At 70.6% G+C, this 15,672-nt stretch carries 21 protein-coding genes and 1 tRNA gene; 6 read left to right on the forward strand and 16 right to left on the reverse strand.

What is annotated here, in order from left to right:
- Window positions 1–48: 48 nt before the first annotated feature.
- The 8 genes from ACWDEW_RS12610 to ACWDEW_RS12645 form a co-directional block, all read right to left on the reverse strand.
- Window positions 49–939 (reverse strand): RNA polymerase sigma factor SigF, encoded by an 891-nt coding sequence (locus ACWDEW_RS12610; protein ID WP_019073292.1) that lies wholly within the window; start codon window positions 937–939, stop codon window positions 49–51.
- Between the two features lie 268 nt (window positions 940–1,207).
- On the reverse strand, window positions 1,208–2,056 hold the full coding sequence (locus ACWDEW_RS12615; RefSeq protein WP_450512180.1) for an RNA polymerase sigma factor SigF: 849 nt from the start codon (window positions 2,054–2,056) through the stop codon (window positions 1,208–1,210).
- A 172-nt stretch (window positions 2,057–2,228) separates the two neighbouring features.
- The gene (locus ACWDEW_RS12620) at window positions 2,229–2,522 is read right to left on the reverse strand and encodes a Dabb family protein (RefSeq protein WP_450512182.1); all 294 of its coding nucleotides are present in this window, start codon (window positions 2,520–2,522) and stop codon (window positions 2,229–2,231) included.
- Window positions 2,523–2,544: 22 nt separating this feature from the next.
- On the reverse strand, window positions 2,545–2,787 hold the full coding sequence (locus ACWDEW_RS12625) for a hypothetical protein (protein ID WP_450512452.1): 243 nt from the start codon (window positions 2,785–2,787) through the stop codon (window positions 2,545–2,547).
- A gap of 287 nt (window positions 2,788–3,074) precedes the next feature.
- Window positions 3,075–3,159: transfer RNA gene (locus ACWDEW_RS12630), tRNA-Ser, on the reverse strand.
- 68 nt (window positions 3,160–3,227) lie between these two features.
- Complete coding sequence (gene tadA, locus ACWDEW_RS12635; RefSeq protein WP_450512184.1) at window positions 3,228–3,659, reverse strand: tRNA adenosine(34) deaminase TadA; 432 nt, start codon at window positions 3,657–3,659, stop codon at window positions 3,228–3,230.
- Between the two features lie 56 nt (window positions 3,660–3,715).
- Window positions 3,716–4,246: a tRNA adenosine deaminase-associated protein gene (locus ACWDEW_RS12640; protein WP_450512186.1), complete on the reverse strand. Its 531-nt coding sequence runs from the start codon at window positions 4,244–4,246 to the stop codon at window positions 3,716–3,718.
- Between the two features lie 244 nt (window positions 4,247–4,490).
- Entirely contained in the window at window positions 4,491–4,685 is a 195-nt protein-coding gene (locus ACWDEW_RS12645) for a hypothetical protein (RefSeq protein WP_019073298.1), read from the reverse strand.
- 148 nt (window positions 4,686–4,833) lie between these two features.
- On the opposite strand from ACWDEW_RS12645, the gene upp reads away from it, so the two are divergent.
- Window positions 4,834–5,469, forward strand: a complete 636-nt coding sequence (upp, locus tag ACWDEW_RS12650) for a uracil phosphoribosyltransferase (protein WP_200715914.1) — start codon at window positions 4,834–4,836, stop codon at window positions 5,467–5,469.
- A 69-nt stretch (window positions 5,470–5,538) separates the two neighbouring features.
- On the opposite strand, the gene ACWDEW_RS12655 is transcribed toward upp, so the two are convergent.
- The gene (locus tag ACWDEW_RS12655) at window positions 5,539–6,159 is read right to left on the reverse strand and encodes a LytR C-terminal domain-containing protein (RefSeq protein WP_450512437.1); all 621 of its coding nucleotides are present in this window, start codon (window positions 6,157–6,159) and stop codon (window positions 5,539–5,541) included.
- Between the two features lie 121 nt (window positions 6,160–6,280).
- The gene (locus tag ACWDEW_RS12660; RefSeq protein WP_003999914.1) at window positions 6,281–6,577 is read right to left on the reverse strand and encodes a type II toxin-antitoxin system VapB family antitoxin; all 297 of its coding nucleotides are present in this window, start codon (window positions 6,575–6,577) and stop codon (window positions 6,281–6,283) included.
- Between the two features lie 105 nt (window positions 6,578–6,682).
- On the opposite strand from ACWDEW_RS12660, the gene ACWDEW_RS12665 reads away from it, so the two are divergent.
- A complete protein-coding gene (locus ACWDEW_RS12665; protein WP_450512188.1) occupies window positions 6,683–8,194 on the forward strand; it encodes a helicase HerA-like domain-containing protein in 1,512 nt (503 codons plus the stop codon).
- 149 nt (window positions 8,195–8,343) lie between these two features.
- Here ACWDEW_RS12665 and ACWDEW_RS12670 read toward each other — a convergent pair whose 3' ends face one another.
- The 4 genes from ACWDEW_RS12670 to ACWDEW_RS12685 form a co-directional block, all read right to left on the reverse strand.
- Entirely contained in the window at window positions 8,344–8,472 is a 129-nt protein-coding gene (locus tag ACWDEW_RS12670) for a hypothetical protein (RefSeq protein WP_450512190.1), read from the reverse strand.
- A 57-nt stretch (window positions 8,473–8,529) separates the two neighbouring features.
- A complete protein-coding gene (locus ACWDEW_RS12675; protein ID WP_450512192.1) occupies window positions 8,530–8,850 on the reverse strand; it encodes a hypothetical protein in 321 nt (106 codons plus the stop codon).
- 79 nt (window positions 8,851–8,929) lie between these two features.
- Window positions 8,930–9,595 (reverse strand): HdeD family acid-resistance protein, encoded by a 666-nt coding sequence (locus ACWDEW_RS12680; RefSeq protein ID WP_450512194.1) that lies wholly within the window; start codon window positions 9,593–9,595, stop codon window positions 8,930–8,932.
- Between the two features lie 63 nt (window positions 9,596–9,658).
- Window positions 9,659–10,255, reverse strand: a complete 597-nt coding sequence (locus ACWDEW_RS12685) for an HhH-GPD-type base excision DNA repair protein (protein WP_450512206.1) — start codon at window positions 10,253–10,255, stop codon at window positions 9,659–9,661.
- 258 nt (window positions 10,256–10,513) lie between these two features.
- Between ACWDEW_RS12685 and ACWDEW_RS12690 the strand changes: the two genes are divergently transcribed.
- The 4 genes from ACWDEW_RS12690 (at window position 10,514) to ACWDEW_RS12705 (ending at window position 13,956) form a co-directional block, all read left to right on the forward strand.
- Window positions 10,514–10,759 carry a hypothetical protein gene (locus tag ACWDEW_RS12690; protein WP_450512208.1) on the forward strand — a complete coding sequence of 82 codons (246 nt, stop codon included), beginning with the start codon at window positions 10,514–10,516 and terminating at the stop codon, window positions 10,757–10,759.
- Window positions 10,760–10,768: 9 nt separating this feature from the next.
- Window positions 10,769–11,236, forward strand: coding sequence for a cupin domain-containing protein (locus ACWDEW_RS12695; RefSeq protein ID WP_450512210.1), 468 nt, complete (start codon window positions 10,769–10,771; stop codon window positions 11,234–11,236).
- On the forward strand, window positions 11,224–12,000 hold the full coding sequence (locus ACWDEW_RS12700; protein ID WP_450512212.1) for an SDR family NAD(P)-dependent oxidoreductase: 777 nt from the start codon (window positions 11,224–11,226) through the stop codon (window positions 11,998–12,000). Before ACWDEW_RS12695 ends, ACWDEW_RS12700 begins: the two co-directional genes overlap by 13 nt.
- 159 nt (window positions 12,001–12,159) lie before the next feature.
- A complete protein-coding gene (locus ACWDEW_RS12705) occupies window positions 12,160–13,956 on the forward strand; it encodes a copper resistance CopC/CopD family protein (protein ID WP_450512214.1) in 1,797 nt (598 codons plus the stop codon).
- A gap of 14 nt (window positions 13,957–13,970) precedes the next feature.
- On the opposite strand, the gene ACWDEW_RS12710 is transcribed toward ACWDEW_RS12705, so the two are convergent.
- Together ACWDEW_RS12710 and ACWDEW_RS12715 are read right to left on the reverse strand one after the other, a co-directional pair.
- Window positions 13,971–14,849: a haloalkane dehalogenase gene (locus ACWDEW_RS12710; protein ID WP_450512216.1), complete on the reverse strand. Its 879-nt coding sequence runs from the start codon at window positions 14,847–14,849 to the stop codon at window positions 13,971–13,973.
- Window positions 14,846–15,649 carry an SDR family oxidoreductase gene (locus ACWDEW_RS12715; RefSeq protein ID WP_450512218.1) on the reverse strand — a complete coding sequence of 268 codons (804 nt, stop codon included), beginning with the start codon at window positions 15,647–15,649 and terminating at the stop codon, window positions 14,846–14,848. Before ACWDEW_RS12715 ends, ACWDEW_RS12710 begins: the two co-directional genes overlap by 4 nt.
- Window positions 15,650–15,672: the final 23 nt, after the last annotated feature.

Here is a 15,672-nt window from a genome sequence, read left to right on the forward strand (position 1 = left end):
TGACGCTTCGTCAAATAGGAACCCTTGGCGGCGGGTTCGGCGGGGGACTCAGTCCGAGATCAGGCCCTCGCGCAGGGTGGACAGGGTGCGGGTGAGGAGGCGGGAGACGTGCATCTGGGAGATGCCGACCTCCTCGCCGATCTGCGACTGGGTCATGTTGGCGAAGAAGCGCAGCATGATGATCCGGCGCTCGCGGGGCGGGAGTTTGGCCAGGAGGGGCTTGAGGGACTCGCGGTACTCCACGCCCTCCAGGGCCGTGTCCTCGTAGCCGAGGCGGTCCGCCAGCGAGCCTTCGCCGCCGTCGTCCTCGGGGGCCGGGGAGTCGAGCGAGGAGGCCGTGTAGGCGTTGCCGACCGCGAGGCCGTCGACGACGTCCTCCTCGGACACGCCCAGCACCGCGGCGAGTTCGGGCACGGTCGGCGACCGGTCCAGCTTCTGGGAGAGCTCGTCGCTGGCCTTCGTGAGGGCCAGCCGCAGCTCCTGGAGGCGGCGCGGGACGCGCACCGACCACGACGTGTCGCGGAAGAAGCGCTTGATCTCGCCCACGACGGTCGGCATCGCGAACGTCGGGAACTCCACCCCGCGTTCGCAGTCGAACCGGTCGATCGCCTTGATCAGGCCGATCGTGCCGACCTGGACGATGTCCTCCATCGGCTCGTTGCGGGAGCGGAAACGCGCGGCGGCGTAACGCACCAGCGGGAGGTTGAGCTCGATGAGGGTGTCCCTGACGTAACCGCGCTCGGGGCTGTTCTCGTCGAGTGCGGCGAGCCGCAGGAAGAGGGAGCGGGACAGGGTGCGGGTGTCGATGGCTCCCGTGGTCGGGAGGGCCGGGGCCGGTACGGCGGGTACGGCCTCCAGGACCGTAACGGCGTCGAGTGCGGGCTCAGCCTCGCTCTTGGTGAGCGTGAGCACCTTCGAGCTGCCCTGGTCTGCGGACATGCCACCCCCTTTGGGTCGCGGGACGGTCGCGGCGATCGCCCCCGTCGGGGGAGCGGTGCCTTCACCTGAATACCGGAGCCTGGGCCACGGCAAACGCGCTTCCCGCAGAATGTCACATGTCGGCAACACGCTGTAGTGACATGTCGACTTGTCTGTTACGAAACAGCCCTGGAAAAAGGGGGTCTGACGCTTTTTCAGCGCAGAACTGTCGGGAACCGCCCCGATGAGCGATTCGTTCGTACCGGTGACAGTTCGCCAGTGCTTTCGGTTACGCCTCGATGCGGTTCGCGGAGCGCAGCCGCTGGAAGCTGCGGGCGAGTAGCCGGGAGACATGCATCTGGGAGACGCCGAGTTCCGCGCTGATCTGCGACTGGGTGAGATTGCTGTAGTAGCGCAGGAGCAGGATCCGCTGTTCGCGTTCCGGGAGTTGGACGAGCAGGTGCCGGACCAGGTCGCGGTGTTCCACGCCGTCCAGGGCCGGGTCCTCGTAGCCGAGCCGGTCCAGCAGGCCGGGCAGTCCGTCGCCCTCCTGGGCGGCCTCCAGGGAGGTCGCGTGGTACGAGCGGCCGGCCTCGATGCAGGACAGCACATCGTCCTCGCCGATCCGCAGCCGCTCGGCGATCTCGGCGGTGCTCGGAGTGCGCCCGAAGGCGGTTGTCAGGTCCTCGGTCGCCGCGTTGACCTGCACCCACAACTCGTGCAGCCGGCGCGGGACATGGACCGTGCGGACGTTGTCGCGGAAGTAGCGCTTGATCTCCCCGATGACGGTCGGCATCGCGAACGTGGGGAACTGCACGCCCCGGTCCGGGTCGAAGCGGTCGATGGCGTTGATGAGACCGATGGTGCCGACCTGGACGACGTCCTCCATCGGCTCGTTGCGGGAGCGGAAGCGGGCGGCGGCGTAGCGCACGAGCGGGAGGTTGGCCTCGATGAGCGCCCCGCGCACCCGGTTGTGCTCCGGCGTACCCGGCTGGAGCCCCTTGAGCTGGCCGAACAGCACCTGGGTCAGGGCCCGGGTGTCGGCACCGCGGCTGCGGGGCGGAGCGGCTGCCGCCGGGGGCTGGGCGGGAGCCTCTTCCTGAGGCGGCGCTGTACTGGCCGACACGGTCAACGCCACACCTCTTCAATAGGTCAACTCATCCGTCAAAAGCGGTCATAGCATCACAAGACATGTGCACTGTGTGCAAGCACCGCCTAATACCTTGTTAGGCCGTGTTGAAGGGCAAGTTGGTGCATAAGGCGTAGAAAAGCCCCCCGCCGTGACGGCAGGGGGCTCTTCGGTGGCGCGTTCAGATCTCGTAGTCGGCGATCACCCAGGTGGCGAACTCGCGCCACAGCGCGACGCCCGCCTGGTGCGCGGGGTGCTCGACGTACCGCTTCAGGGCGTCGGCGTCGTCGGCCGAGGAGTTGATCGCGAAGTCGTAGGCGATGGGACGGTCGCTGATGTTCCAGCCCAGCTCCCAGGAGCGCAGCTCCTCGATCAGGTCGCCGAGCGGGCGGAAGGCCTCGACGCCCGCCACCACCCGCGGGTCGTCGCGCTGGACGCCCTCGTTGAGCTTGAAGAGGACGAGGTGGCGGATCATCTGCACGCTCCCGGGTGGTCGGCTAGTGCGCCCCGTCGGCCAGCCAGGTCATGAAGTCGCCGATGGCCTTCGCGGCGTCCGATATGCCCTCGAAGCCTATCTGGACGTAGTCGGCCGCCTTGGCGGGCTTAGTGATGATCACGTACAGCGCGAAGACCACGAGCACATAGACGGCGATCTTCTTCGCGTTCACCGCCATCGCGGCCTCCCCTGTGACGTACGTGCCCGTGGGCCCCCTGTTGCCGGCGGTGAGTGTATCCTTCACGGCCCCTATTTGGATCAATCAGGGATCAACGGCCCCCAGGTGAGGGGCTGTTGCCACGCGCGACCCGCCGAAATCCCGGAATCATGACCAAAGGTCGCCACGTGACTACGTCCTGTCTCCGTGGGTGAGCTGGGGGGAGCGTGCGGGCAGGCCGTGACCGACTTCAGGAACGCCTGTTTCCAGGTTCGGCCGGTCACGCCGTCCGCCGCCGCAGCCGACCGGGACGGAACCGGGACGGAACGTGCCGAAGGGCCGGTCCCCATCGGGACCGACCCTTCAGCCAGCTGCGGTAGCGGAGGGATTTGAACCCTCGGTGACTTGCGCCACACTCGCTTTCGAGGCGAGCTCCTTCGGCCGCTCGGACACGCTACCGAGAGAGACCCTACAACAAGGTGGGGCGTGGTTTGAAATCGGTAATCGGCGCCCCGGCACGGGTGCTGCTACCGATCTCGGAAGAACTCCGTGAGGACGTGCGCGCACTCCTCCGCGAGCACCTCCCCGATCACCTCGGGGCGGTGGTTGAGCCGCCGGTCGCGGACGACGTCGAAGAGCGAGCCGGCCGCGCCGGCCTTCTCGTCGCGGGCGCCGTAGACGACCCGGTCGACCCGGGACTGCACGAGCGCGCCCGCGCACATCGTGCAGGGTTCGAGGGTGACGACCAGGGTGCAGCCGGACAGCCGCCACTCGCCGAGGCGCGCGGCGGCCCTCCGGATGGCGAGGACCTCGGCGTGCGCCGTCGGATCGCCGGTGGCCTCGCGTTCGTTGTGCCCGGCGGCGAGCACGGTCGTACCGTCCGGGGACAGTACGACCGCGCCGACCGGGACGTCGCCGCCCAGGGCGGCCTGTCCGGCCTCGTCCAGGGCGAGCCGCATCGCGGCCCGCCAGCGGTCGCGTACCGGGTCCCAAGGCCCTTCTGCGCGTGCTGTTGTCAGCGGACGGTCTCCAGGACCTCCGAGGCCCCCAGGGCCTCGGCGATGGAGCTCAGCGCGTCGTCGGCGTCGAGTTGGCGCAACTCCTTCTCGCCGACGCCCAGGTCGTCGAGGATCTGGCTGTCCCCGACCGGGCTGTGCGGAACGGCCTCGGCCGAGGTGCCGTCCTCGTCGTCCTCCTCGGAGTCACCGTCCTCGGTGCCGTCGAGGTCGAGGGAGTCCAGATCGACGACGTCGTCGTCGTCCGGATCCCTGCCGAGCAGCTCGTCCGTGAGCAGGATCTCGCCGTACGAGCTGCGGGCCGCCGCAGCTGCGTCCGAGACGTAGATCCGGGGGTCGTCCTCGCCGTCGATGCGGACGACGCCGAACCAGGCGTCCTCCTGCTCGATGAGCACCAGCACCGTGTCGTCCTCGGGCGAGGCTTCACGGGCCAGTTCGGCCAGATCCGACAGGCTCTCGACATCGTCGAGCTCTGTGTCGCTCGCTTCCCACCCGTCTTCGGTGCGCGCGAGCAGTGCGGCGAAGTACACCGTGACTCTCCCACTGGTCTTAGGCGTGCCGGTTGGGGGTCCCCCCGGCGGAGGTTACGGGCGGGGAGAGCTCGTGCTCCGAGCCCCACCCACTCGGAATCGTGGCAGAAACAAGGCGTTCAGGGGACGTCTTCGGCTCCCTGTGTCCGCCCGTGTTTGATCGACCACCAGCGGGATCGTACGCGGCGATCGCCGTGCACACGCACCGGGTTGGCCTTACAAGGTCCTGTGAGACAGGCCTCAATTACCAGCGGAAGGTTCGCATACGCATGGCGTGGCGCAGCCTGGCGGCCTTGGCGCGGCGGGGCTGGACCCGGTCGCGCAGCTCCCGGGCCTCGGTCAGTTCGCGCAGGAACTGCGCCCGGCGCCGTCTGCGCTCGGCATCGGTCTCCCGGCTCTCGTGCTGCGACGGGTCCTCTCGGGACTCACGGTCAGGCATCGGCTCACCACCCCGGTCCGTCCCTCCCACTTTCCCCCGGACGGGCGGTTTGATGCCAGTGCGGGCGGAATCGTGGCCGGTGGGGGCGGCGCCGTGGGCGGCCGGAGCGGGGCCGCGGCCGCCGTGGGGCCCGGCTACTGTTGTGGACATGCGTCTCCACGTCGTCGACCACCCCCTGGTCGCCCACAAGCTCACCACGCTGCGCGACCAGCGCACCGACTCCGCGACCTTCCGCCGCCTGGCCGACGAGCTGGTCACCCTGCTCGCCTACGAGGCCACGCGTGACGTGCGCACCGAACAGGTCGACATCACGACACCGGTCGCCCCGACCACCGGCGTCAAGCTGTCCTACCCGCGCCCGCTGGTGGTGCCGATCCTGCGGGCCGGCCTCGGCATGCTGGACGGCATGGTCCGGCTGCTGCCCTCGGCCGAGGTCGGCTTCATGGGCATGGTGCGCAACGAGGAGACGCTCCAGGCCTCCACGTACGCCACGCGCATGCCGGAGGACCTCTCCGGCCGCCAGGTGTACGTCCTGGACCCGATGCTGGCCACCGGCGGCACCCTGGTCGCGGCGATCCGCGAGCTGATCAAGCGCGGCGCGGACGACGTCACCGCCGTGGTGCTGCTGGCCGCCCCCGAGGGCGTCGAGGTCATGGAGCGCGAGCTCGCGGGCACCCCGGTGACGGTCGTGACGGCTTCGGTCGACGAGCGCCTGAACGAGCACGGCTACATCGTCCCGGGCCTCGGCGACGCGGGCGACCGGCTGTACGGCGCCGCGGAGTAACACCCTCAACACCCGATTCCCGTACGGCTCTTACCTGCCGTACGGGAATCTCCGTGTCGTGTCCTACGGCTACGAGCAGGCTTTCGGCGAGGCGCTGGACGTCGGTGCCGGTCCGCTCAGCGCGGCCAGCGCCTTGTCGGCGGCGGCCTTCGCCGTGAGGTCCTTGAAGGCGGTGCCGATGATCAGGTCGACGGTGTCGCCCTTGCGGGTCGCCTCGGTGCGGCGCTCGGCGCCGGTGAGCTGGGTGGCGAGGACGGGCAGCGAGGTGTCGAGGGAGGCGGTGGGGCCGAGCAGTATCCCGGTGCCCTTGACCTTCTTGTCGAACTGCGCGGACGCGTTGCCGACGTCGCCGATCTTGAAGCCGCGCTTCTTGAGCTCGTCTGCGGTCGACTTGGCGAGGCCGCTGCGGGGTGTGGCGTTGTAGACGTTCACGGTGATCTGGGCGGGCTTGGGGACGGCGGCGTTCGCGGTGGGCGAGGGGCTCACCTTGGACGCGCAGTCCGCCTTGGGACCGGCCGCCGAGGCCTGCTTGCCGCCACCGGTGAAGACGTCGATGAGCTGCAACGTGCCCCACCCGCCCACACCCAGTACGGCGACGGACGCGACCACCATGAGGACGAGCCTCCCGCGGCGCCGCGGACGGCGCATGCGCGGGTATTTGTCCCCCGTGATCCGGTACTGGCCGCCCATGCCTGGGGGAGTCAGCATGCTCATGAGCGCAGCGTAGTGCGCCCGGGCGACGATGCCTACTAGATGATCATTCGACAGCGCCGAGACCAACCCGAAAGGGTCAACGGTCCACCGGAGTGGGTCAGTCCAACTCAAGGACGCGCGCGTGCAGGACCTGCCGCTGCTGAAGCGCGGCGCGGACCGCGCGGTGCAGGCCGTCCTCCAGGTACAGGTCGCCCTGCCACTTCACGACGTGCGCGAAGAGGTCGCCGTAGAAGGTCGAGTCCTCGGCGAGGAGGGTTTCCAGGTCGAGCTGGCCCTTGGTCGTCACCAGCTGATCGAGGCGGACCGGGCGCGGCGCGACATCCGCCCACTGCCGGGTGCTTTCCCGGCCGTGGTCGGGGTACGGCCGGCCGTTTCCGATGCGCTTGAAGATCACACGGAAAGCCTACCGGTCATGACGTTCCGGGCGCAGCCATGGAGACGGAGTGCGACGCTGGAAAAGATGCCGCAAAGCCGGGCAAAAAGGGAACCGAGGGCTGATATGAGTGACAGCGAGACGATCGCCGCCGGGTACGCCTTCACAGGACCCGCACTCGATCTGGGCGCCCTCCTCTGGGACGGCGCCTGTCTCCCCGACGCGCAGATCCGCATCCCCCTCCCCATGCTCAACCGGCACGGCCTGGTCGCGGGCGCCACCGGCACCGGCAAGACCAAGACCCTCCAGCTCATCGCCGAGCAGCTCTCGGCGCAGGGCGTGCCCGTGTTCCTCGCGGATGTGAAGGGCGATGTGTCGGGGATCTCGGCGCCGGGCGCGCCGAACGACAAGGTCGCGGGCAGGGCCGCCGAGGTGAAGCAGCAGTGGACGGCGACCGGATTTCCCGCCGAGTTCTACGCCCTCGGCGGCATCGGCCACGGAATCCCCGTCCGCGCCACGATCACCGGCTTCGGACCGGTGCTGCTCTCCAAGGTCCTCCAGCTCAACCAGACCCAGGAGCAGTCCCTCGGTCTGATCTTCCACTACGCCGACACCAAGGGCCTGGAGCTGATCGACCTGAAGGACCTGCGGGCCGTCGTCACCTTCCTCACCTCCGACGAGGGCAAGCCGGAACTGAAGAACATCGGCGGCCTGTCCACCGCCACGGCCGGTGTGATCCTCCGCTCCCTCACCGCCTTCGAGGCGCAGGGCATGGCGGACTTCTTCGGCGAGCCGGAGTTCGACACGAGCGAGCTGCTGCGCACCGCGCAGGACGGCCGGGGCATGGTCTCGGTCCTCGAACTCCCCGCCGTCCAGGACAAACCGCAGCTCTTCTCGACCTTCCTGATGTGGCTGCTCGCCGACCTCTTCCACGACCTCCCGGAGGTCGGCGACGCCGACAAACCGAAGCTCGTCTTCTTCTTCGACGAGGCGCATCTGCTCTTCAACGACGCCTCCAAGGCCTTCCTCGACTCCATCACGCAGACCGTCCGCCTGATTCGCTCGAAAGGGGTGGGCGTCTTCTTCGTGACCCAGACCCCGAAGGACGTCCCCGGCGACGTCCTGGCGCAGCTCGGCAACCGCGTCCAGCACGCGCTGCGCGCCTTCACCCCCGACGACCAGAAGGCCCTGAAGGCCACGGTGAAGACCTTCCCGAACTCCTCCTACGACCTGGAGGAGATCCTGACGGGACTGGGCACAGGCGAGGCCGTCGTCACCGTCCTGAGCGAGAACGGCGCCCCCACCCCCGTCGCCGTCACCCGCCTCCGCGCCCCCGAGTCCCTGATGGGCCCGATCGACGCGACGACCCTCGACCAGGCGGTCAAGTCCTCCTCCCTGTACGGCCGTTACGCACAGGCTGTGGACAGGGAGTCGGCCTACGAGAAGCTGGCGGCGGAGCCGCAGAAACCCGAGGAAGCAGCCGCGAAGGTATCTCCGAAGGCGGCCAAGGAGGACGAGTCGGTGGTCCAACAGGTCGTCGGCAGCGGCATGTTCAAGTCCCTGGCGCGTTCCGTCGGCACCCAGATCGGCCGCGAGATCACCCGCTCGCTGTTCGGCACGGCCCGGCGGAAGCGGTAGCGCTCCGCCGGAAGCCGTAAGGGGGGCGAGCGCTGTCGGTCGGCCGCGGCGCCGTTGTGGCTGGGCGCGCCCACGCGGCGGCAGCCGCACATGGCTGCGGCCCCGCGCCTCTTGGGAACGCGGGGCCGCAGCCGATTCGTCCGACCTGCTCAGCGCTCCTGTTCCTGTTCCTTCGGGGCCTGTTGGGGTTCGGGCCGCCGGACGTCCGGCTTGGGCGTGTTGCGTACGGCCTCCGCGCGCAGCAGGGCGCGCAGGACCGCGTACGGGTCGATGGGCATGGCTGTGTTCCTCGCGTCGTACTGACGTGGCCGACCTTGCTCGGGGCGGTCGGTCCGTCAGCAGCGCAGGACGACGGTGCGCTGGGCGCGCAGGGTGTACGACGGTCCGTGCGGCGCGGGGAGGGGGCGGCCCTCGGGATCGTGGGACTCCGGGGCGGGTGCTGGGCGCAGGGGCACGGTGGGCCGGTGGACGGCGGGGGAGGCGGGCCGTAGGGCGGCGGCCGTGTCGAGGACGTCGTACTCGATGGTCGTCTCGACGGACGAGGCGACGGGTGTCGCGCGCATCTCGGCGTGCGTGCCCGGTACCAGCAGGGCGAGCAGCAGCACGAGCGCCCGCAGCCAGGCACGGCTGCGGGGGAGGCTGCGTGCGGTGCTCACGGGGGTCAATCTGCCCTGTGGAGCTACGGCGTTCATCGCGTGCGGAGCGAGATACGCCCGTATGGAGCAGGGGTGCCGGTCACAGGGAGGTCGGTACCTGCTTGGCCCGGCTCCGCATCCGGACGGCCGTGATGATCTCGACGACGCCGACCGCGACCAGCCAGATGCCGCCGACGAGGGTGAGGACGGCGACCGAGCGGAAGGGCGAGTCGATGAGGACGATGCCGGCGATGAACGTGACGATCCCGAGGAAGATCTGCCAGCCGCGCGCGGGCATGGTCTTGTCGGAGGCGGCGGCCAGGGTCTGGGTGATGCCCCGGATCAGCCAGCCGATGCCGATCCACAGGGCGAGCAGCAGGATCGACTGCATCGGGCCGCGGAAGCAGAACAGGCCCAGCACGATCGACAGCGCGCCGCTGATGAACGCCAGCACCCGCAGCGAGGTCGCCTTGTGGGTGCCGAAGGCGGAGACCAGCTGGAAGACTCCGCTGATCAGCAGGTAGATGCCGAAGAGGATGCCGGCCGCGAAGAGGGACGCGCCCGGCCATACGAGGACCAGGACGCCCAGGACCAGGGACGCGACGCCGGTGAGCAGGACGACCTGCCAGGCGGCCTTGGACAGGGTGTACAGGGGACCTTCGAGGTCGGGTTCCCGGTAGTGCTCGTCGTGCGGGGGCCGCGGTGCGTGGGCGCGGCGGTCGTCGAACTGCGGGCCCCAGGAGGGACCGCTCGGTGCCTCGGTCATGGTCCATGTTTTGACCGGGGTCACGGCGCCCGCCACCGGGGGCGGGCCGTCCGGCTGACGCGGCTACTTGCCGCCGGCCGCCTTCGCAGCCTTCGCCGCCGCCTTCATCTCCTGCTTGTGGGCGCGGACCTTGGCCAGCGACTCGGGGCCGGTGATGTCGGCGACGGAGCGGTAGGACTTGGGTTCGCCGTAGGCACCGGCGGCCTCGCGCCAGCCCTTGGGCGTCACGCCGAGCTGTTTGCCGAGCAGGGCGAGGAAGATCTGCGCCTTCTGCTTGCCGAACCCGGGCAGCTCCTCAAGCCGCTTCAGCAGCTCGGCACCGGTGCCGACGCCCGCCCAGACGGCGCTCGCGTCCCCGTCGTAGTGCTCGACGAGGTACTGGCACAGCTGCTGGATCCGCTTGGCCATGGACCCCGGGTAGCGGTGCACGGCCGGCTTCTCGGAGAGGAGCGCGGCGAAGGCCTCGGGGTCGCGGGCGGCGATGTCGTCCGCGTCCAGGTCGGTGGCCCCGAGCCGGTCGGCGATCGTGCGCGGCCCCTTGAACGCCCACTCCATCGGCACCTGCTGGTCGAGCAGCATCCCGACCAGCGCGGCGAGCGGGGAACGGCCGAGGAGCTCGTCGGCCTCGGGGTCCTGGGCGAGGTGAAGGGTGACGTCCATGCTCCTGATGATGGCGCGGATGGGAGCGGGATGCCTCCTCTCACGCACCCTGGCTCAGGTAGCCCGCCAGTACCCGAGCGCATGCACCCGTGCTGCTGGCTGGCCCCTGGGGAGCGCGCGGCTCTCGTGCCGGTCCGGTTCGGTTCGCTTCGGTTCGCTTCGGTTCGGTTCGGTTCGGTTCGGAGGGGAAGCCCGCCGGGCTCGCCCTCGAACCAGCTCGTCGCCGGGACCGTCGAACCCGCAGCTCCCAGGAGGGAGTTGCTGGCCGGGACGGACTCCGGGGCGCCGATCGCGAAGAGGCGGGAGGGGGCCGGGTCGTGGTCGATCGACCCGGACACGCGCACCGAGAAGGCGATCGCGCGCTTCCCGCGCCAGGGCTTCGTCGCGGGCCCGGGGGTGGTGCTCCCGGAGATGGTGTTCGCGGAGATCGACATCCCGGGGGTGTTCCTGCCCGAACCCCACGCCCAACTGGCGCTTCTCTCCCGTGAGGTGGCCTTCCCGTAGCCTGCCGGAGTGACCCCAGAAGACCTCGTCGCGCACTACGACCTGGAGCCGATCCCCCGCGAGGGCGGCCTGTTCCGCCGTACCTGGGCGGGTCCGGAGCGGTCCGACGGCCGCCCCGAGGGCACCGCGATAGTCGCCCTCCTCGCCGCCCCGGACTTCTCCGCCCTGCACCGGCTGCCCAGCGACGAGGTCTGGCACTACTACCTCGGCGACCCCCTCGAACTCCTGCTCCTCGCCCCCGACGCCACCTCCCGCACGGCGGTCCTCGGCCCGGACGTCACCCACGGCCAGCACGTCCAGTTCACCGTGCCGGCCGGCACCTGGATGGGAGCGCGGTCGCTCGGCGCGTGGACGTTCTTCGGCTGCACGATGGCGCCCGGCTTCACCTACGGGGGCTACGAGCAAGGCGACCCCGCCGAGCTGACCGCCCGCTACCCGTCCGAGGCCGCCCGTATCGCCGGGCTGTGCCGCCCGTGAGCGGCCTGCTGGCGGGCCAGGTCGCCCTGGTCACGGGCGCGGGCGGCGGCATCGGCCGGGGCATCGCCCTGCGGCTCGCCGAACAGGGCGCGGCGGCGGTCGCGGTCCACTGCCGTACGGCGGTCGGGGCGGCGGATGAAGTGGCGGCCCGGGTGCGGGAGTCGGGCGCCCGGTCTGTCGTACTGCAAGCAGATCTGACCGACGAGGACGCCTGCCGGACGCTGGTCCGCGAGGCGGCGGAGTTCGGCGGCGGGCGGCTGACGGCGCTGGTCAACAACGCGGGCGTACAGCCGACGCGGCCGCTGGAGGGGATGACGGCGGTGGAGTGGCGGGCGGTCGTCGACACGAACCTGATGAGCGTGTTCGCGTGCACACAGGCGGCGGCCGACGTGATGAGAGAACACGGTGGCGGCACGGTCACGCACATCGCGTCCATCGAGGCGAGCGCCCCGGCGCCGCTGCACGCGCACTACTGCGCGTCCAAGGCGGCCGTGGTGATGCACGCGCGCTCGGCCGCCCTGGAGTACGGCCCGTACGGCATCCGCGTCAACACGGTCTCGCCCGGCCTGATCGACCGGGAGGGACTGGGGGAGGCCTGGCCGGACGGGGTGCGGAGATGGCGGGAGGCGGCACCGACCGGGCGGCTGGGCCGGCCCGAGGACGTGGGTGACGCGTGCGTGTTCCTGGCGTCATCCCTCGCCTCCTGGGTCACCGGGCACGACCTGGTCGTGGACGGCGGAGTCTCGGCCCGGCCCACGTGGTGAGCGAAGGGAACGGTTCTTCCGTACATAACCCGAGGCCTGCAAGTCCGAAGACGGAGATATGACGTGCGCCGACGACGGAACGAGGGACAGCGTTTTGGACGCGACGGAGTCGACCGGGACTACGGAGGGGGCAGTCGGCGGCGAGGAGTTCAAGGGCTGGTGCTGCTGGGCACCGTGCTGGTCCTGCTCCTCCTCGGCAGCGCGGGCACCGCGTCCGCGCACGCCGCCCTCGAATCCACCGACCCCGCCGACGGAAGCGTCCTCAAGTCGGCCCCCCGCACTCTCACCCTCACCTTCTCCGAGTCCGTCGCCCTGCTCGACGACTCCTTCCGCGTCTACGACCCCGACAACCGGCGGGTGAGGACGAGTTCCGCGCACCACGCGAAGGACGCCGGCGACACGGCGAGCGTGACCCTCCCGGCCAAGCTCGGCACCGGCACCTTCACGGTCGCCTGGCGCGTCGTCTCGGCCGACAGCCACCCCGTCTCGGGCGCCTTCACCTTCTCCGTCGGCAAACCCTCCGCCACCACCACCCCGATCGGCACGGCCCCGAACGAGAACCCGCTGACGGGCAGCCTGTACGACATAGCCCGCTACTTCGCGTACATAGCCGCCGCCCTCCTCATCGGCACGGCCACCTTCATGGCCCTGTGCCGCCCCGCGAACCCCACGGTCCTCAACAAGCCGATCCTGACGGGTTGGTGGACCCTTCTGGTATCAACCGTTGCCCTCCTGATCCTTCGCGCCCCCTACGAGGCGGGCACGGGCCTGGCCACGGCGTTCGACCCCTCCGCCCTCCCCAAGACCTTGACGACTCGCCCCGGTGAGGCCCTGGCGGCCCGCCTGCTCCTCCTCGCCGCAACGGCGGCTTTCCTCCTACGACTCCGGGGACGGGACCGCCTCGGACGGGTGGCCCTCGGGACAGGCACCGCCCTGGCCGTCGCTCTGGCCCTGACCTGGGCGTCGGCGGAGCACGCGTCGGCCGGCATCCAGGTACCGGTGGCGATGACATCGGCGGTCCTGCACCTGCTGGCGATGTCGGTCTGGCTGGGTGGCCTCACGGCCCTGCTCACCGTCCTCTACCGCTCACCCGACCTCGACGCGGCCCCGGTCGCCCGCTTCTCCCGCCTGGCCTTCCTCTCGGTGACCGTCCTGGTCGTCACCGGCGTCTACCAGTCCTGGCGCGGCCTCGGCTCCTGGAACGCCCTGACCGGCACGTCCTACGGCCGCATCCTGCTGGTGAAACTCGGCGCGGTGGTCCTGCTGCTCGCGGCGGCGGCCTGGTCCCGACAGTGGACGGCACGGCTGGCGGGGGCGGAAGTGCCGCTCCGGGTACCGGAGTTGGTGCGGACGGGCGCGGACACTGCGACGACGGCGTCCACCGGTGATGGCGTGGGCGCCGCGGATCCCGGTGCGGGTGCCGATGACGGCAAGGCCCTCCCGGACCCCGGTGCCGGTGACGGCTCCCCGGACGGATACCGCCGCGGCCTGCGCCGCTCGGTCCTGCTCGAAGTCGCCGTCGGCGTCACCGTGTTGGTGATCACGACCTTGCTGACCAACACACTGCCGGGCAGGGCGGCGGCGGAGGCCCAGCAGACGGCGACCCCGGCCGGCATCCCCGCGGCCTCCGTCACCATGGTCCCGTTCCGCGTGGGCGACGCGGGCGGCAAGGTACAGATCACCCTGGACCCCGGCCGCGTCGGCGAGAACTCCGTCGAGGCAGTCGTCTACGGCCCCGACGGCGGCTTCGCCACGGTCCCCGAACTCCGCCTCTCCTTCACCCTCCCGTCCCAGAAGATCGGCCCCCTCGACGCCGACATCAAGGACGAGGGCGGCTACTGGGGCACCAACAGCCTCAACCTCCCCATCGCCGGCACCTGGACGATGAAGGTGACGGTCAGGACGTCGGACATCGACCAGGTGAGCGTGGAGCGGAAGGTGCGGATCGTGCGGTAGCAGGGCACGGCTTCTCAGACGAGGAGCCCGAGCCGCTCCACCCACCCCGATATCGCCCCGGCGATCACCTCCGGCTGGTCCTCCGGTGTGTGATGGCCGGCCACGGCGTCGTAGTGCTCGATATCCAGGGCCGCGATGTTCCTCGCGCACCAGGCGATGATGTCCGAGGTCATCATCGTCCCCGCCCCCGGTGCGAAGGTGAGCAGCAGCTTGGGTACGTCCGGGCTGGAGGTCAACCAGCGGTCGTAGGCCTCGATCCTGGTCACGACGTCGGCGGGTTCGCCGCCCAGTGGCATCGAGCGCGCCCAGCGCAGAAGGGGTCGGCGGCTTTCGCGGGTCGGGTACGGATCCCGGTAGACGGCGAGGTCGGCCGGCGCGAGCGGGGTCGCGGAGGAGGCGGGCAGGGCCTGTTCGATGAAGGCGTTCTCGTCGAGGATCATGGTCTCGCCGATGCCGTCCGTCTTGATCGACCGGAACAGCTCCCGGCCGCCCTCGGGGAACTCCTCCCAGGTCATCGGCTTCACGATGGTCTCCGTGAACGCGATGCCCCGCACCCGGTCCGGATGGCGCGCGGCCCGGTCGAAGGCCAGGGCGCCACCCCAGTCGTGCCCCACCAGCACCACGTCCCGCAGCCCGAGCGCCTCGAACCAGGCATCCAGATAGCGGGCTTGGTCGGCGAAGTCGTAGGAGATGGCCGGCTTGCCCGACGCGCCCATGCCGATGAGGTCGGGGGCCAGCAGGCGCCCGGTCGTCACGCCCGGCAGGACGTCCCGCCACAGGTGGGACGAGGTCGGGTTGCCGTGCAGGAAGACGATCGGCACCCCGCTGCCGGACTCCCGGTGGACCATGGTCGAGTCGAGGACATGCGTCGCGTGAACCGTCGTCGCCGTCACCGGAACGCCGCCGCGTTGCGCTCCGCCCAGGCCGCGAACGTACCCGCGGGCCGCCCCAGCACCCGCTCCACATCGGGGCTCACCCGCCGCTCCTCCTCGGTCGGCTCGCCCAGGATGGCCAGCGTGCCCTCGACCACGGGCAGGGGCATGAAGCTCGCCATCAGGTCGTACGCCTCCGCGCGGGACTGCTCCGTGAAGGTCACCGGTTCGCCCAGTGCCGCCGCTAGGACAGCCGCCCGCGCGCGGGGTGTCGTCGGCGCCGGACCGGTCAGGGTGTAGGTCGCGCCCGCGTGTGTGTCCTCGCGCAGGACGGTGGCGGCGACCGCTGCCACGTCGTCGGGGTCCACGAACGGCAGGCCCACGTCACCGAAGGGGGCCGCCGCCGTGCGCCGGGCGCGGATCGACTCGGCCCAGGCGTACGCGTTGCTGGCCAGCCCGCCCGGCCGCAGGATCGTCCAGTCGAGGCCCGACTCCCGTACGGCCGCCTCGAATCGGCGGGGAAGTGCGTACACCTCCGGTCGCGTCCCCGCCCCCTGCGAGGACACCAGCACCACCTTGCGGACACCGGCCGACTTGGCCACGTCCAGGACGTCGTACGGCCGCTCGCCCGCCGCCAGCAGGAACAGCGCCTCCGCGCCCTCGAACGCGCCCCGCAGGCTCTCGGGTTCGGCCAGATCGGCGGTCACCGTCCCCGGGCCGTCGATGTTCCGGGCCACCGCCGTCACCGGGACCCCGTCCTCCGTGAGGATCCGCACCAGCGTCCGCCCCACGTTCCCGGTCGCACCCGTCACCACGATCATCTCGATACCCCCGTCGCCGTAGA

The sequence above is a fragment of the Streptomyces sp. NPDC001100 genome (assembly GCF_053598575.1).

Bases quoted from the DNA above. Each gene is read 5' to 3' on its own strand.
- ACWDEW_RS12610 (WP_019073292.1), bottom strand. From the start codon at position 939: ATGTCCGCAGACCAGGGCAGCTCGAAGGTGCTCACGCTCACCAAGAGC.
- ACWDEW_RS12620 (WP_450512182.1), bottom strand. From the start codon at position 2,522: ATGATCCGCCACCTCGTCCTCTTCAAGCTCAACGAGGGCGTCCAGCGC.
- tadA (WP_450512184.1), bottom strand. From the start codon at position 3,659: ATGCGGCTCGCCCTGGACGAGGCCGGACAGGCCGCCCTGGGCGGCGAC.
- ACWDEW_RS12645 (WP_019073298.1), bottom strand. From the start codon at position 4,685: ATGCCTGACCGTGAGTCCCGAGAGGACCCGTCGCAGCACGAGAGCCGG.
- upp (WP_200715914.1), top strand. From the start codon at position 4,834: ATGCGTCTCCACGTCGTCGACCACCCCCTGGTCGCCCACAAGCTCACC.
- ACWDEW_RS12655 (WP_450512437.1), bottom strand. From the start codon at position 6,159: ATGGGCGGCCAGTACCGGATCACGGGGGACAAATACCCGCGCATGCGC.
- ACWDEW_RS12665 (WP_450512188.1), top strand. From the start codon at position 6,683: ATGAGTGACAGCGAGACGATCGCCGCCGGGTACGCCTTCACAGGACCC.
- ACWDEW_RS12670 (WP_450512190.1), bottom strand. From the start codon at position 8,472: ATGCCCATCGACCCGTACGCGGTCCTGCGCGCCCTGCTGCGCGCGGAG.
- ACWDEW_RS12680 (WP_450512194.1), bottom strand. From the start codon at position 9,595: ATGACCGAGGCACCGAGCGGTCCCTCCTGGGGCCCGCAGTTCGACGAC.
- ACWDEW_RS12685 (WP_450512206.1), bottom strand. From the start codon at position 10,255: ATGGACGTCACCCTTCACCTCGCCCAGGACCCCGAGGCCGACGAGCTC.
- ACWDEW_RS12715 (WP_450512218.1), bottom strand. From the start codon at position 15,649: ATGATCGTGGTGACGGGTGCGACCGGGAACGTGGGGCGGACGCTGGTG.